The organism is Sphaerisporangium fuscum, assembly GCF_018531465.1.
Taxonomy (GTDB): Bacteria; Actinomycetota; Actinomycetes; order Streptosporangiales; family Streptosporangiaceae; genus Sphaerisporangium; species Sphaerisporangium fuscum.
Genome location: NZ_JAHDTF010000002.1, coordinates 1 through 14,875, shown reverse-complemented (window position 1 = coordinate 14,875; position 14,875 = coordinate 1). Strand labels below are relative to the sequence as shown.

Here is a 14,875-nt window from a genome sequence, read left to right as displayed (position 1 = left end):
CAGGACTCGGATCATCGACACGCAGGAGTCAGGCCATGCTGCTCAAGGGCAAGAACGCGGTCATCTACGGTGGGGGCGGTTCGATCGGCGGCGTGGTCGCCCGGGCGTTCGCCCGGCAAGGGGCACGCGTCTTTCTAGCCGGGCGTACCGGGCCACGCTGGAGCGGGTCGCCGGTGAGATCCGCGCCGCCGGAGGGACGGCGGAGACCGCCGAGGTCGACGCGCTGGACGAGAGGGCGATCGAGGAGCACGCGGCGGCGGTGGCGGGCGAGGCCGGCAGCCTCGACGTCTCGCTGAACGTGATCTCCGACAGTGATGTGCAGGGCACACCCATGGTGGACATGTCGCGGAGGACGTCGGCAACGTCGCCGTCTTCGCCGCCTCGGACTGGGCTCGCACCATCACCGGGGCGGCGATCAACATGAGCTGCGGCGCCATGCTGGACTGACCGGCACAGACGCGGGCGGAGCGGTGCGGCGAGATCTCCCGGGCCGTCTATGAACCTGATGGCGATTCCGGCGTCTGGGTCTACCGGGGCCTGTGGGGCTGATCCGGTCTTTCGGCAATCCGCTCGGGGGCGAGGGCGGCGGAAGAACAAGTTGGCGATCTGCACCTTCAACCGGATGCTCGGAGGCCTGTAGCACTGCTTGCAGGAACGCAAAATCTATGACGCGTCTGCGGCATTCCCGTCTTGCCTGATCTCGTCCGGAGGGTCCTCTATCGCCTGTTGACAGTGCCAGCAGGTTCCAGTGGCCATTAAATGGAGTCGCCGTCGGAGGTGATCTTGCCGATGATGATGCGATGAATGCCTCCACAACCGCGACCCGGCTGCCGTGGCACGCTGTGCCCGAACCGATCCGCCGGACCTTCGAGAGACATCTGGGTGCGCCGGTCGTCGAGGCGGTGACACAACCTGGCGGGTTCTCACCGGGCGCCGCCGTGCGGCTGAGACTGGCCGATGGCCGACGCGCGTTCGCCAAAGCCGTCGGCCCCGAGCCGAATCCGCTCAGCGCGGACATCTATCGGTCCGAAATGCGCATCGCCGCCGCGCTTCCCGTGGACGTGCCCGCGCCCAGGCTGCTGGCCTCCTTGGACTCCGGCGGCTGGGTAGCGATGCTGTTCGAGGACGTGGACGGTCTCCCCCCGGCCAACCCCTGGCGGACCGACGAGCTGAGACGAGTGCTGAACGCCTTGACTCAGCTGGCCGATACGCTGACCCCCTGCCCGATCGCCGCCCCGACCGCCGAGCAGAGCTGCGGGGACCAATTCCAGGGGTGGCGACGCCTGGTCGCGGCCCGTGACACGGGGGCCGACGATTTGGCCGGTCTTGACGCGTGGGCGGCACGTCACCTGGATGCGCTTGCGGATCTGGAAGTGCTCTGGCCGAGCGCCATCGAAGGAAACAGTCTGCTTCACGGCGACATCCGGGCGGACAACCTGCTGCTCACCACCGATGAGGTGATGGTCGTCGATTGGCCGTGGGCGTTCGTCGGAGCCGCCTGGTTCGATCTTCTGCAGATGCTGCCCAGCGTGCGGATGCAGGGTGGTCCACCGCCGGAGCAGGTCTTCACCGCCCACCCGGTCGCCCAGGACGCCGACCCTGCTGCGGTCACCACCGTGTTGGCCGCGCTTACCGGGTATTTCATTTGTCAGTCCCGACAGCCCGAGCCACCGGGCCTGCCGAAGCTACGTGCCTTTCAGGCAGCTCAGGGGCAAGCCGCCCTGGAATGGTTGCGCACACGCACAGCATGGACCTGAGACCAGCGGTGATCAGCCCCGGCGTCGGCCACCTCGTGCTCGCCACGCACGAACCTGCCCGCCGACCAGCTCGCCCAAGCCGAGCTCACCACTGGGCAGGACCACCAGGGATGTCGTCGATCATGGAGTCCGGCGCTCTGACACGTCACAGTGTGTAGACGAGCGTGAGCACCTGGAACTCGAACTCCATTGCCTGGCCGGAGATCCCGGCAAGGTCCCCGGTCCCGGAATTGGGGATGATGCTCCCGTAGCTGGACTGGTCGCCCCCGTCGGCCAAGCCGCCGTGCTGGATGACGAAGGTGCCGTGCCGGCCGTCCAGCCTGCCCTCGATCCTTTCGGAGGCCACGTAGCCGCCGCCCGCCGTACCCTGCGCAGTGAGCACCTCGGCGACGCCTGTGCCGTCGATCGCGCCCTGGTAGCGCTTGTGGATCGTGACCCGGGTCAGCTTCGGGCCCTCAGCGGGCTCCTCGTACGCGGACTCCTCGAACTTCACGATCTCGAATTCAGCCTTGATGGTGCGCTCCGTCATGTGGTCAACGGCTCCTGAACTGGTGGTTGGCAGTGGGCCTGGACACCTTTCGGCGCGGTGATTCCAGGCAGGGTCTTGCGCTCTCGGGCGAGCTCGGCTGGGTACTTCTCACTGGCACTCCTGGAAGCGGCCGATGGAGCGGGACATTCCACCGGCCGTCCTGAACTCTCCGGGAGAGGGATCAGCCGTTGTCGAGGGCGGCCCATTCAACGAACTGGACGATCACGCCGTTGGGGTCGGTGATCTGGAACAGACGTTCGCCCCAAGGCTCCTCACGCAGCGGCATGGTGATCTCGACTCCGGCGCCGCGCAGGCGCTTCTCCTGCTCATCCAGGCCCTCGGCGAGGGTGAACGCCAGGATCAGGCCGCCGGCGCGCTGGTCGCGCTGCTCGGGCGGCAGCACCTGGATGCCGCGGGCGAGCAGGACGACGCCGAACGCGTCGGGCCGTTGGAGGGAGGCAAAGCCGTCGGCGGCCTGCTGGACGGTGTAGCCCAGGTGGGTGGTGAAGAACTCCTGTGAGGCGGTGACATCGTCGACGGTCAGCGAGACGGTGGAGGCGGTGAACTGCACGGGTCTCCTAGAGGTGCGGCGGCTTGTGCGGTGGCGGGGTGCGGGTCAGTAACTACGGCGGCGGGGGACGATACGGGCCGCCTGGGCCTGCTGCCCCGCACGGACGCGGTGCTCGGCCGGCGGCCGGCGCAGTTCGGCGCCGCGTAGCGGGAGCCGCTTCGGTGGCTGCGGCTGGGGCACGGTGGCGGGCTCGACCGCGCGGGCGAGGAAATCGTGGATGTGCTGGCGCATGGGCGTCCCCCTTCAGACGTGGCGTTCCATCGTCGCAAACTTGCGACGGACGTAAACTTAGCCCAGACTCCATAGAGTGTCAACATAAAAATGCTACGAGGGTAAGATTGCGTCATGGCTACCCAGACCTCCGTCCCCGCCGGGCTGCGCGAGACCAAGAAGCAGGAGACTCGGCAGCTCATCTCCGACCACGCGACCCGGTTGTTCATCGCCCAGGGCTTCGAGCAGACGACCATCGCCGAGATCGCCGCGGCCGCCCGCGTCGCCAAGAAGACCGTCACCAACTACTTCGCCCGCAAGGAAGACCTGGCCCTGGATCACCAGGAGGAGTTCGCCGCCTCCCTGGCCCGCGCGGTCGCCACCCGGCGCCCGGGGGAGTCGGCGCTGGCCGCACTGCGTCGTACGTTCACCGACGCCGTCTCCGCCCAGGACCCGATCGCCGGGTTCTCCGGTCAGGAGTTCGCCCGCATGATCGCAGACAGTCCCACCCTGACCGTCTGCCTACGAGGCCTGCACGACCAGCGCGAACACCACCTGTCGGGGGCGCTCGCCGAGGCGACCGGCGCCCGGCCCGACGACATCACCGTCCAGACCGCCGCCGGCCTGCTGGGCACCGTCCACCGCGTGCTGTTCCAGCGCATCCAGGCCCTCACCATGGCCGGACACCCCAACGACCAGATCGCCGACATCATCGCCGCCGAAGCCACTCAAGCCTTCGACCTGCTGGAACCCGCCCTGTCCGACTACGCCACCACGTGATTTCGGCGCCGCGCCTGCGACAAGCCCCCGAGGCGTCACGAATCCTGGCAGAGGGGAGCTTCCGGACGTCACTCCTAGTGACGGGGCCCCTGAGCCAGATCACGTTAGGTGGAACCTGATCGCGGTTGTGCCGTTCCGGCGGCTGGCGTACGTATGGCGCCGCACCTTCTGCTGCGGCGCCATACTCACTCATACGGGGTATTTCTCGGTCAGCCTTTCGGGCATCCGGCCATCTTCTTCTTCACGTGTGCGGTCAGCTCGGGAGTGAACTTCACCCGGTCCGGCTGCGCCCAGACGAGCACCTGCCCCGGGGCTGTCGGCACCGCGTCGCTGACGAACCAGTTGCCCGGCACCTGCTGGGCGCGGTCCGAGCTCTTGCCGACCCTGAACTCCTCGATCGAGCCGTCCCGCTCGGCCAGCACGGCCCGTACCTCGTCCACGGTCATGCCGCGGAACGGTACGCAATGCAGCAGCTCACCAGTGGCGTCAGCGTCACCGGCCGATTCGTACCGCTCCCCGGGCCGGGCCGGACGGGCGAACCAGATCTGCGCGCTGCCCTTGAAATCCCCGGGAATGCGGAACGAGGCCGTGCATCGGCCGGCCTCGCACTCCACCGACTCCTCCTCGATGCGGGCTTCCTCCGAATTATCCGTGGCCGTGACATGACCGACCAGGCTTGGTGAACCTGGGGCGATCGACAGGCGGATGTCGAGCCCGCGGGCCTTGAACTCGGATGCGAAGCGTTCGGGGTCGGCGTAGAGGTCCTTGACGGTGACGATCCAGTCGTCGCCCGAACGCTGGAACGCCAGCGCGGCGGTCGGCGCGATGCCGCTCGGCGCGTCGGTGGGTATGAACGCCACCCCCATGACGGCTGCCGCCGCCAGCACCGCGGCGACGGGGATCACCACCGGCCAGCGCACCCTGCGACGTGCCTTGACCGGCGTCGCAACGATCGAGTGGAACAACTCCCGCGCGTCCTGACCCTGTTCTGGCGCGTGGGGCGCGGGGTCGATGGCGGCCACCAGCCGGTCGATCTTGCTCACAGGCTCTCTCCTCTCAGTTCCACGATCGCCTGGTCTTCTTCCGTCAGCCCCAGCGCCTTGGCCAGCCGCCTGCGTGCGCGGTGCAGCCTGATGCGGGCCGCCGTCGCTGTGCAGCCGAGCACTTTGCCGATCTCCGGGCCGGTCAGGCCTTCCCAGCAGGCCAACGTGAGCACGTCGCGGTCACGGGCGGGAAGGTCGTCGAACGCCTCCCGCACACGGTCAAGCCCGTCCGGCCCGGACGGCCGCGCGGCGGACGACGCATCCTTCAGCCGTTCTGCCAGCCCGGCCCTACGGGACTGGCCGCGCCGCTGATTGGCCAGGACGCGACGGGCCACGCCGTACAGCCACAGGCGGGCGGCCTCGCCCTCGGGCACGTCGGCGATGCGCCGCCACGCGGTGAGGAACGTCTCGGACATCACGTCCGCCGTGTCCTCGGGCGAGTCCGTACGGCGGGCGGCGTACTGGTGGATGGCCGGGTAGTGCGCGTTGTAGATCGCTTCGAAGCGGTCTCGCGCTCCCGGGGGGTGGGTCACAGATGACTCTCCTCGTACCAAGGTGTCGGACATCTCGATACATGTCCGGCACCTTTTCCGAGTGTTTCACCCCGCCGTTCCGAGGGCCTTCCCCGTTCGGTTGCAAGTAGCGTGACCCATCGGTGCCAACAAGCCTGAATCGGGAAGATCCCACAGACCAGGTCGCGATGGCCTACTGGTGCCAACTAACGTGATCTGGCTCAGCCCTGCTCGTCTCGAATCCATGCTTTCGAGACGCGACCCGGGCAACGTCGCCGCGGAGACATCCCCGCAGGTCGGCCAGTCGTCCGCGCCCGCGACATCGACGACCCCAATCGCGAGACCAACCTCCACGGTGCCGGCCTCTACACCGAACTCGTCGTCATCGTCCTGACCACAGCCTTCGCCCACCTTGGCCTGGACATCCCGGACGCCACTACCACTGAGGCCATCGCCGCGATCAACCGCACCACCGCAGGCGACTTCCGGCTGGTCACCCGACTTCTGGAACAAGCCGAACGGGTGATGAAACTCAACGGCGTCGACCGGATCACCACCGAGGTCATCGACGTCGCCCGCGATGCTCTGGTCATCGGCATCAGCCGACCGCCCGCTGCTGTCCGTGACGTACGCGGCCAAATAATGTTCGCAGCACGTCAGGCCCCGAGATCACCGCCTGATCACTGCGAGGAGGACCACGATCACGAGGTCCTTCATGGCGGCGCCCTGCGCGGTCCACAGCCATCCCAGGAACACGACCGCGCCGATCAGGGCCGGCAGAGTCCCGGACGGCGGGCTCGGGTGACGCCTCATGACTCGTCCCACCTCCTCAGGGCCGGGCTGCTCTCACGGATGCGGGTCAGTTCTCGGGCGTCACGTCGAGGCGTTCCTCCAGCCGCTCGATGCGCTGGACCAGAGGCTGGATCTCCTGGCGGACGGCGGCGGCGAGGGCCTGGGCGGCGCCCGCCGGTGGTGCGGCGGCGGTGCCCTGGGTCTGGGCGCGCAGGTGGACGTAACCGGCGAGGGCGGCGGCGACGGCACGGCGGGTGAGACGCGGTTCGGCGCCCAGGGCGCGCAGGACCTGACCCGCGGTGCCGTCGGGCTCGTTGACCAGGCCGAGCAGCAGATGCTCGCAGCCGATGTAGTTGTGTCCCATGCCGGTGGCCTCGGTGACGGCGAACTCCAGGGCGTTGGCGGCGGGGACGCTGAAGTGGCGCGCCACGCCGTCCTGGTCCTTCTCCGTGCCGTCCACGGGGGGAGTGCCGGCGTGGGCGACCTTGCGGGCCAGCTCGCGGACCAGGTGTTCCGGCTCGATGTCGACGGCGCGGAGCACGTGCAGCGCGAGGTTCTCGCCCTCGGCGAGCATGCCCCCGAGCAGGTGCTCGGTACCGACGTTCGACGCGCCGGCGGCCCTGGCCTGCTCCACGGCCAGCTTGATCGTCTTGCGGGACCGAGGGGTGAAGTGGGGCAGCCGTGCGGTCGCGTCGTCGACGTCCAGGTCGCCGATCACGGTTTCGCGGATGGCGGTCACCCGCCGCACCGCCTGCTCCAGTGCCCGCTGGCAGACGGCCGACACCGGCACCCCGGCCTCCTTGACCGCCTCGGCCAGGTCGTCCGGCAGATAGACGTTGATCTTCGGCATCACGGTGGCCCCTTCTCGATGGGGTTAGTAGAGGGTTATAACCCTTGTATACCCCCATCGGGGTTACGTGTCCACCCTCCTTCGCCATCGCTCTAACATATAGACCGAACGTCATATTATTGGCTCCGCTCCCCGTGCCGCCCTGAAGGAGAACCATGAAGGTCCACCACCTGAACTGCGGATCCCTGCGCGAGGTCGCCCCGGTCCACGACGAGGACGGCCGGCTGAAGCCCGCGCCCGCCGTGTGCCACTGCCTGCTGGTCGAGACTCCGGCCTCGGGGCTGGTGCTGGTCGAGACCGGCCTCGGCACCGTCGACATCGAGCATCCGGCCGAGTCGCTGGGCGCCGACTGGCTGGCGTTCGCGCAACCCGTGCTCGACCCCGAGGAGACGGCGATCCGGCAGGTGAGGCGTCTCGGCCACTCGCCGCGGGACGTCCGGCACATCGTGCTCACCCACCTGCACGGTGACCACACCGGCGGGCTGCCGGACTTCCCGCACGCCAAGGTGCACCTCCGCGAGGCGGAGCTGGCGGCCGCCCTGGCCGAGGAGAACCGTCACCGCTTCCGCGACGCCCACTTCCGGCACGGACCGGAGTGGGTGACGTACGCCGCGCCGGGCGGCGAACCGTGGTTCGGCTTCGACGCGGTGCGCGAGCTGGACGGGTTGCCGCCGGAGATCCTGCTGGTCCCGCTCGGCGGGCACACCGAAGGCCATGCCGCCGTAGCGGTCGACACCGGAGACGGCTGGCTGCTCCATGCCGGCGACGCGTACTTCTACCACGGTGAGCTGGATCCGCGCTCCCCGCACCCGCACCCCGAGACCGACGTCCTGCAGGCCGTCACCGAGGCCGACCGCCCCCTCCGCCTCGGCAACCTGGCCCGCCTCCAGCAGCTGGCCCGCCTGCGCTCGGCCGAGGTCCAGGTGATCTCCGCCCACGACCCCTGGGAGTTCCGGCGTGCCGCGGTGGAGGAGGTCACGGCCTGACCGGCCGGCGCGTGCCGAGCCGGTCGTGGGCCGCCTCAGCGGCTGGTGACCTCCTCGATCCATGTCCCTTTTCGGGGAGACGACCCCGGAAGAGGGCGATCTCGGTAGGTTTGGCAGAAGAAAGTCCTAGGTTGCGAGGTGAAGGTGTCTGAAGAGCGGACGAGACGGGGAATGCGGCCGTATGCGCGGATGCTCGTGCTGGCCGCAGGAGTTCTGCTCGTGGATCAGGCCTCCAAGCTCTGGGCGGTCTCAGCGCTCTCGGACGGTGAAGGCATCACGGTGATCCCGCGCCTGATCCGGTTGCGGCTGTTGCTGAACTCCGGCGCCGCGTTCTCGATCGGTGAGGGCGTGACATGGGTCTTCGCTTTGACGGCGGCCGCCGCGGTGGCCGGCATCCTTTACGTCGGGCGGCGGCTGCGTTCGCCGGCCTGGGCCGTCGCCCTGGGGATGTTGCTGGGTGGCGCCACCTCCCATCTGCTCGACCGTCTGTTCCGCCCGCCCGCCTTCGCCCACGGCCATGTCGTGGACTTCATCGACTACGCCGGCCTGTTCGTCGGCAACCTCGCCGACATCGCCCTCACAGCGGGCTGTGCCTTCCTCCTGCTGCTCACCCTGCGCGGCATCCCTTTCGGAGACGTAGCCGAAAAGGGACATGCGGCCTCGTAGGCGGGCGTCCCCCGTGCCGGCTTGACCCTGCCCCCGGGGGCAAGGTTTAGCGTCCCGGGCATGGAAGAGACGAACAGCCTTCGCGGTCAGGCAGTGATCATCACCGGGGGAGGCGCCGGGATCGGACGCGCGACGGCGCAACGGTTCGCCGACGAGGGTGCCGACGTCCTCATCGTCGGCCGCACCGCCGAACGCCTGGCGGAGACCGCCGGACGGCACCCCCGTATTCGCGCGTTCACGGCCGACGTCGCCGCGCCGGAGGCGCCGGCGGCCATCGTGCACGCCGCGCTCGACGCTTTCGGCCGCATCGACGCCCTGGTCAACAACGCCGCGATCACCAGACCGGCCCCCCTCGGCGCGATCGACCCGAAGGTCGCCGGAGAACAGATCGCCACGAACCTCCTCGCCCCGTTGTTCCTCGCCCAGCAGGCCCTGCCGCACCTGGAGGCAGGGGCCACCATCGTGAACGTGACCTCCAACCCGCCCTACTACGGCTGGCGCGACAACTCGGTGTACGGAGCGACGAAGGTGGCCCTCGACTTCCTGACCCACACCTGGGCCGTGGAGCTCGCGCCGCGCGGCATCCGCGTCGTCTCCGTGGCCCCCGGCGTCACGGCGACACCGGTCATGGCCAACGCCGGCTTCTCCGACGAACAGACGGCCGAGATGGGAAAGCGGCTCCGGGCGCGCATCCCGCTCGGGCGTCTCGCCCGTCCGGAGGAGATCGCCTGGTGGATCGTGAACGTCGTACGCCCCGAGGCGGCCTACCTCACCGGTACGGTCATCCGTGTGGACGGCGGCCTGAGCACGGGGGGTTGAGGACGGGGCGATGTTGATCGGAGAGCTGGCCGGCCGGGCGGGGGCGACCGTCAAGGCGCTGCGGTACTACGAGGAGCAGGGTCTCCTCGAACCCCGGCGAGCCCCCAACGGTTACCGGGAGTACGACGAGTCGGCCGTCGCCCGGGTGCGTAACATCCGGCTGCTCCTGTCGGTCGGCCTCACCGGCGCCGACGTCCGCGCGTTCCTGCCGTGTCTCGACCAGGAGGTCTCGGACACCGGCCTCATCTGCCACGCGAGCGCCCAGGTCATCGCCCGCCGGCTCGCCGACGTGGAGGAGCGGATGGGCGCCCTCGACGTCATCCGCCGACGTCTCACCGAGGTACTGGTACGCGCCGAAAAGGGCCGTTCCGAGGACTGACCTGGAAGCCGTTCAGAAGGGGAGTTCGCACCAGGTGGTGACAGCGGTACCGCGATGGGTGACTCCCCATTCCTTCGCCAGTGCGCTGACGATCCGGAGTCCACGTCCGCTCTCGGCGTCGGGGTCGTTTCTGATGTAGGGGGCTGTGCAGGAGGAGCCCGCGTCGGTGACCTCGACGCGAACGCTGTCATCCGAGCCGCGGATGGAGAGGGCGACGGTTCCCTGGCGGCCGGAATCCGAGTGGACGATCGAGTTGGTCACCAACTCGCTCACCGCGAGAACCGTCTCGTCCACCGCCGGGTGGCCATCGCCGAGCAGGTCGAGTGTGAACTGCCGCGCCCGCGCCACCGAGGTCTTCGCGCCGATCAGGTTGATCGTGGCCACGAGACTGCTTCCAGCCATGCCGTCTCCTTCATTGATTGTGACGGCATGGTTACTCACCGCGAGCATTGCGGCAAGCTTATTGCAAGAATTGCAGCTCCAGCTTCTTTGGCCAGCTCACCTCAGGAGTGGGGGCGGGTGCGCGACACTGTGCCCGTGCTGAGGAAAGGAGAGCCGGTGGCCGACCGTCGTGGTCCCAGTGTTCGTCGGCGCAGGTTGGCCGCTGAGCTGCGTACCCTTCGTGAACGGGCTGGCCTGACCGGCGATCAGGCCGCGGAGAGCGTCGGCTGGTCGGCCTCGAAGGTCAGTCGTATCGAGACTGCGCACGTCGGCGTGCGGATCAGGGACCTCGTGGCTCTACTGGATCTGTACAACGTCCCTGAGAGCAGACGCGGTGCGTTGCTGACGCTGGCTCGAACCGATCGCCAGCGTGGATGGTGGGACATGTACGACTCGATCCCCACCGAGTACGCCAACTACATCAGCCTTGAGGCAGCCGCGTGTGGCATCAAGCGGTACGACCTCCTCCTGATCCATGGGCTACTGCAGACGGAGGACTATGCGCGGGCTGTGATCCGGTCAGGACTCATGTCTCTTGCGCCTGCCCACGAAATCGACCGGCGGGTGGAGGTCCGGCTCACTCGCCAGGAGGTCCTGAGAAGAGCCGACCCACTTCATCTCTGGGTGGTCTTCGATGAGGCAGCGCTGAGACGCGTGGTCGGAGGGCCGGAAGTGATGCGGGCGCAATGCAGGCATCTTCTCGAGCAGTCGGATCGGCCCAATGTGACGATCCAGGTGCTGCCGAACAGCGCCGGCGCGCATCCAGGAGCGGTAGGTGCGTTCTCCATCCTTGAGTTTCCGGGGAGGTACGACCCCAGCGTCGTTTATGTGGAGACTATGGCCAGCAGCCTCTATGTCGAGGAAGATGCGGATGTGCACCGATATGCCCTGGCGTACGACCAGCTGAGGGCGATGGCGCTTGGTCCAGACGAATCGCTCGAGATGATCAGCAGAATCGCCGAGACACTGTAGTCCTACAGGCAAGGGGATGCGCGATGTCGTACCGAGAAGAGAACGTTGGCAGGCTGACCTGGCGTAAGAGCAGCTTCAGCGAGGGTGCCAACGGTTGCATCGAGCTCGCGGTTACGGGCGTCATCCCGAGTGGAAGCCTGAATGGGGCTGAGATTCGGTACCTGGTCCGGGATTCCAAAAGCCTTGGCGGCCCGGTGTTGGCCTTCCCGCGGCAGGAGTGGCGGGCCTTCGTTGATGGGATCAAGGCGGGCAGGTTCCACCTCTAGCCACTCCGTGTCCGAGTGACCGTTCTCCTACCCTGTCTGGCGCGTTTCTCGTGGTCGGCCGTCGGGCCATGTGCATGGTCGGTGTGACAGCGCTCTTTGGTAGGGAAGGGCTTGTCCTTTCTGGCTGGGGGTTGTGTGGGTGGGCGGCCCTGTCGAGCCAGGGAAGTGTTGTACGGGTGGGCTTCACTCTGTTGGGAGGGATTACCGCTTCTCTGCTTGTGGACCGTCGCGGCGGTCTTCTCGCCAAAGGTGATGCAGATGTGAATCGATAGGTCCGGCGTTCTGCCAGCTCGGCGCAACCCCCTGAGCGCTTCTCCATTGTGGCGGCTGGAGTCCCGGTCCGTTACCGGTCGGCCGGTGTCGCGTCGCCGGGGTCCTGGTGGGAGGGGGCGCAGTCCTGGTCGCAGCCGCCGAAGCGGGTCTCGTCCACGGGGGTGAACGGGGTCGCCGCCACGCCGCGCAGCGCGGCCCTCATGGTGTCGTTCCAGATGGGGCCGGGCAGTGAGGCGCCCTGGACCGCGTCGTAGTAGCGGCCGCCGATGGTGACCCCGGTGAGCTTGTGGCGCTGGGAGCCGCGGGGGTCGCCGATGCTGACAGCCCCGGCCAGGTCGGGGGTGAACCCGGCGAACCAGGCGCTGGCGTACCCGTCGGTGGTACCGGTCTTGCCGGCCGCCGGGCGGCCGATGCCGCCGACACCCCGCATGGTGCCGTGGGTGAACACCCCGGACAGGATGTGGGCGGTCGCGTCGGCGATCTCCGGGTCCAGGACTCGTTCGCACCGCGGCCGGTACTCCACGGGCCTGCCGTCGCGGCCGGTGACGCGGGTGATGGCCATTGGCGGGCAGTAGGTGCCGCGCGCGGCGATGGCCGCGTAGGCGGTGGCGACGGTGACCGGGTCGCTCTCGTTGACGCCGAGCGTGAACGTCTCGACCTCGCGCAGCTTGGTACCGTCGGCCCGCCGGATGCCCAGCGACTCGGCGGTCTCGACCGTCGGGCACAGGCCGACCCGCTCCTGCAGCGCCATGAAGAAGGTGTTGACCGAGCCCCAGGTGCCGGTGGCCAGCGTCTTGAAGCCGGGCGAGCCCTCGTCGTTGGTGACGGTCCAGGACGGATCGGCCACGTTCTCGCCCGCGCAGCTCTTGAACGTGGCGTGACCGGGCGCGGTGTAGCCGGCGCCGGCGGTGATGCCGTCGTCGATCTTCATGCCCTGCTTGAGCGCGGTGATCAGGGTGAACGTCTTGTAGGTCGACCCCGGCTGGAAGCCGATCAGCCCGCCGTGCCGCTTGTCGGCGACCGCGTTGTAGGAGATCTCGTGCCTGCGGGCGGAGCCGCCGAAGGGACGGCTGGCGGCCATTGCCTTGATCTTGCCGGTGCCCGGCTCGACCAGCGCCTCGGCGGCAAGCGCGCGGTCGGAGGCGAAGACGTGCTTCTTGAGGGCCGCCTCGGCCGCCTTCTGCGCCTTGGGGTCCAGCGTCGTGTAGATCTTGAGCCCGCCCTGGTTGACGGCCTGCTCGCGCTGCCGCTGCGTCCTGCCGAACGCGGGGTCGGCCAGCAGCTCGTACCGGACGTACTCGCAGAAGTACGGGTAGCGGCTCTCCTGGCAGCCGTTGGGCTGTTTGATTCCCTTGTAGCCGAGCTTGCGAGCCTTGGCCGCCTCGGCCTGTGCCGGGGTGATCCGGCCCAGCTCCGCCATCCGGTCGAGCACGACGTCGCGCCGCTGCAGCAGCAGCCGTCGCGCCGTGGGCCCGAGGTTCGGGTCGGTCCGGTTGGGGTCCTGGACGGCCCCGGCGAGGGTGGCGGCCTGCGCCAGGTCCAGGCGGGCCGCCGGCACGCCGAAGAAGCGCCTGGCCGCCGCCTCCACGCCGTTGGCCCCGGCGCCGAAGTAGGCGATGTTCAGGTATTTCTCCAGGATCTGGTCCTTGGTGTACTTCTGCTCGACGGCCATGGCGTAGCGCAGTTCCCTGAGCTTGCGGGTGTAACTGGCCTCCAGGGCCGCGTTCTTCTCCTTGTCGGTGTCGGCCGAGTTGAGCAGGACCTGCTTGACGTACTGCTGGGTGATCGACGAGCCGCCCTGGCCGATGCCGCCGGAGGCGAGGTTCTTGACCAGGGCGCGGGCCGTGCCCTCGAAGTCGATCGCGCCGTGCTGGTAGAAGCGGTAGTCCTCGATCGCGACGATGGCCGTCTTCATCACGTCCGCGATGCGCTCCAGCGGCACGACCTTGCGGTCCTGTGCGTAGAACTGGGCGATCTTGTCGCCCTCGGCGTCGTACACCGTCGTCTTCTCCGCCAGCGGCGGCTCCACCAGTTCCTCCGGCCGGAGGTTCAGCGCCTCGGTCGCCGCGACCATCGCCGCCCCCGAGCCGCCCACGGCGGGCAGCGCGAGCGCCGCGGTCACCAGCCCGGCGGCGGTGGCGGCCACCGTGAGCCGGGCAATGCTGAACATCCGCGTATGAACCGACGACCTGGACATGGCGGCCATGACAGCACGTCTCTCGGCACACTGTCCAAGACCGATATCAGGTACTCATTGATATCGAAACGGATATCAACCCACGTCACCCACCAGTGCAGAAGCGAAGCGTCCACGCCGCCGGATGTCCCGGTGGCGACATCGTGTTCGACTTCCCTTTGCGGAACTGCGACCTGCTCAGCGGCACCCGGGTCATCCGGCGCCCGCTCCCGCCGGTCGCGACGTGACGGTGGGGTCACGCAGGTGTGGGTGCCGTCCTCGCGCATCCACACCTGCGGCCGGACCACCTAATCCTTGACCGTGTCGTCGGTGTCGGTGTCATCATCCTCCGAGTCCGTGTCACCGTTGGCGAAGACCCAGTTCGTGTTCAGTGTGCTGTTGTCGCCATCGTTGAAGGCGAAGGCGAAAGGGTCAAAGTTGTTGGCGGCGGTCGTGTCGCCCCAGGAATCGATCCTCGAGTCGGCCCTGTCGCCGGCGAACGCGGCGGCCGGTGCCGAAACCAAAAGAAACGCCGATGCGGCGGCGAGCCCCAATCGATAGATGCGCGCCATTGCTCACCTTCCTTGAAAGCCGAGATTCCCCCATCGGGGAATACCCCTGCTTCTGTCGGAAGTACGGCGACACGCTGTTTTTGGCGGCGTTAATGCTGCTAGAAGACTATAAGTTGGGCCATCGCCGTCACTTCCGCCTCATGTCGTGACCGGCGAACCCCCGGCCCCGGAGCACTGCGGACATGGCGAGGCGCCGCCGTCCCTGGGGGGACGGCGGCGCCGGGGGGGTGTGCCCGGGGCGGGGGCGAGCAGCGGGGGTCGGGGGGGAGGCCGGCTACCCA

Annotated in this window: 19 protein-coding genes; 8 read left to right on the top strand and 11 right to left on the bottom strand. The window is 68.4% G+C overall.

Features of this window, described 5'->3' with window-relative positions; genetic code table 11:
* Positions 1–800 precede the first annotated feature (800 nt).
* Positions 801–1,757: a phosphotransferase family protein gene (locus KIK05_RS01225; protein WP_214408616.1), complete on the top strand. Its 957-nt coding sequence runs from the start codon at positions 801–803 to the stop codon at positions 1,755–1,757.
* Between the two features lie 145 nt (positions 1,758–1,902).
* Here the strand turns inward: KIK05_RS01225 and KIK05_RS01220 are convergent, their stop codons facing one another.
* From KIK05_RS01220 to KIK05_RS01210, 3 genes are all read right to left on the bottom strand, one after another.
* The gene (locus KIK05_RS01220; RefSeq protein ID WP_214408615.1) at positions 1,903–2,286 is read right to left on the bottom strand and encodes a DUF3224 domain-containing protein; all 384 of its coding nucleotides are present in this window, start codon (positions 2,284–2,286) and stop codon (positions 1,903–1,905) included.
* Between the two features lie 181 nt (positions 2,287–2,467).
* Positions 2,468–2,857, bottom strand: a complete 390-nt coding sequence (locus KIK05_RS01215; protein WP_214408614.1) for a VOC family protein — start codon at positions 2,855–2,857, stop codon at positions 2,468–2,470.
* A 45-nt stretch (positions 2,858–2,902) separates the two neighbouring features.
* Positions 2,903–3,088, bottom strand: coding sequence for a hypothetical protein (locus tag KIK05_RS01210; protein ID WP_214408613.1), 186 nt, complete (start codon positions 3,086–3,088; stop codon positions 2,903–2,905).
* 114 nt (positions 3,089–3,202) lie between these two features.
* On the opposite strand from KIK05_RS01210, the gene KIK05_RS01205 reads away from it, so the two are divergent.
* A complete protein-coding gene (locus tag KIK05_RS01205) occupies positions 3,203–3,847 on the top strand; it encodes a TetR/AcrR family transcriptional regulator (RefSeq protein ID WP_214408612.1) in 645 nt (214 codons plus the stop codon).
* Positions 3,848–4,056: 209 nt separating this feature from the next.
* Here KIK05_RS01205 and KIK05_RS01200 read toward each other — a convergent pair whose 3' ends face one another.
* The 5 genes from KIK05_RS01200 to KIK05_RS01180 form a co-directional block, all read right to left on the bottom strand.
* The gene (locus KIK05_RS01200; RefSeq protein WP_214408611.1) at positions 4,057–4,890 is read right to left on the bottom strand and encodes a hypothetical protein; all 834 of its coding nucleotides are present in this window, start codon (positions 4,888–4,890) and stop codon (positions 4,057–4,059) included.
* The gene (locus tag KIK05_RS01195) at positions 4,887–5,423 is read right to left on the bottom strand and encodes an RNA polymerase sigma factor (protein WP_308249685.1); all 537 of its coding nucleotides are present in this window, start codon (positions 5,421–5,423) and stop codon (positions 4,887–4,889) included. The genes KIK05_RS01200 and KIK05_RS01195 overlap by 4 nt, the downstream gene beginning before the upstream one ends.
* 66 nt (positions 5,424–5,489) lie before the next feature.
* Positions 5,490–6,041, bottom strand: a complete 552-nt coding sequence (locus KIK05_RS01190; protein ID WP_214408609.1) for a hypothetical protein — start codon at positions 6,039–6,041, stop codon at positions 5,490–5,492.
* 30 nt (positions 6,042–6,071) lie between these two features.
* The gene (locus KIK05_RS01185; protein ID WP_214408608.1) at positions 6,072–6,215 is read right to left on the bottom strand and encodes a hypothetical protein; all 144 of its coding nucleotides are present in this window, start codon (positions 6,213–6,215) and stop codon (positions 6,072–6,074) included.
* Between the two features lie 46 nt (positions 6,216–6,261).
* Positions 6,262–7,044, bottom strand: coding sequence for a Clp protease N-terminal domain-containing protein (locus KIK05_RS01180; RefSeq protein WP_214408607.1), 783 nt, complete (start codon positions 7,042–7,044; stop codon positions 6,262–6,264).
* A gap of 155 nt (positions 7,045–7,199) precedes the next feature.
* Here KIK05_RS01180 and KIK05_RS01175 point away from each other — a divergent pair, with 155 nt between their 5' ends.
* The 4 genes from KIK05_RS01175 to KIK05_RS01160 all read left to right on the top strand — a co-directional run bounded on the left by KIK05_RS01175 (position 7,200) and on the right by KIK05_RS01160 (position 9,894).
* Positions 7,200–8,030 carry an MBL fold metallo-hydrolase gene (locus tag KIK05_RS01175; protein ID WP_214408606.1) on the top strand — a complete coding sequence of 277 codons (831 nt, stop codon included), beginning with the start codon at positions 7,200–7,202 and terminating at the stop codon, positions 8,028–8,030.
* 189 nt (positions 8,031–8,219) lie between these two features.
* Positions 8,220–8,696, top strand: coding sequence for a signal peptidase II (locus tag KIK05_RS01170; protein WP_214408605.1), 477 nt, complete (start codon positions 8,220–8,222; stop codon positions 8,694–8,696).
* A gap of 60 nt (positions 8,697–8,756) precedes the next feature.
* Entirely contained in the window at positions 8,757–9,515 is a 759-nt protein-coding gene (locus KIK05_RS01165) for an SDR family NAD(P)-dependent oxidoreductase (protein ID WP_250562082.1), read from the top strand.
* A 10-nt stretch (positions 9,516–9,525) separates the two neighbouring features.
* Entirely contained in the window at positions 9,526–9,894 is a 369-nt protein-coding gene (locus tag KIK05_RS01160) for a MerR family transcriptional regulator (RefSeq protein WP_214408604.1), read from the top strand.
* Between the two features lie 12 nt (positions 9,895–9,906).
* On the opposite strand, the gene KIK05_RS01155 is transcribed toward KIK05_RS01160, so the two are convergent.
* Positions 9,907–10,344: an ATP-binding protein gene (locus KIK05_RS01155; protein ID WP_214408603.1), complete on the bottom strand. Its 438-nt coding sequence runs from the start codon at positions 10,342–10,344 to the stop codon at positions 9,907–9,909.
* A 69-nt stretch (positions 10,345–10,413) separates the two neighbouring features.
* On the opposite strand from KIK05_RS01155, the gene KIK05_RS01150 reads away from it, so the two are divergent.
* Together KIK05_RS01150 and KIK05_RS01145 are read left to right on the top strand one after the other, a co-directional pair.
* Positions 10,414–11,307, top strand: coding sequence for a helix-turn-helix domain-containing protein (locus KIK05_RS01150; RefSeq protein WP_308249684.1), 894 nt, complete (start codon positions 10,414–10,416; stop codon positions 11,305–11,307).
* Positions 11,308–11,330: 23 nt separating this feature from the next.
* Entirely contained in the window at positions 11,331–11,573 is a 243-nt protein-coding gene (locus KIK05_RS01145; protein WP_214408602.1) for a DUF397 domain-containing protein, read from the top strand.
* 343 nt (positions 11,574–11,916) lie between these two features.
* Here KIK05_RS01145 and KIK05_RS01140 read toward each other — a convergent pair whose 3' ends face one another.
* Together KIK05_RS01140 and KIK05_RS01135 are read right to left on the bottom strand one after the other, a co-directional pair.
* Positions 11,917–14,016 carry a transglycosylase domain-containing protein gene (locus tag KIK05_RS01140; RefSeq protein WP_214408601.1) on the bottom strand — a complete coding sequence of 700 codons (2,100 nt, stop codon included), beginning with the start codon at positions 14,014–14,016 and terminating at the stop codon, positions 11,917–11,919.
* Between the two features lie 314 nt (positions 14,017–14,330).
* Positions 14,331–14,594 (bottom strand): hypothetical protein, encoded by a 264-nt coding sequence (locus tag KIK05_RS01135; protein ID WP_214408600.1) that lies wholly within the window; start codon positions 14,592–14,594, stop codon positions 14,331–14,333.
* Positions 14,595–14,875 lie beyond the last annotated feature (281 nt).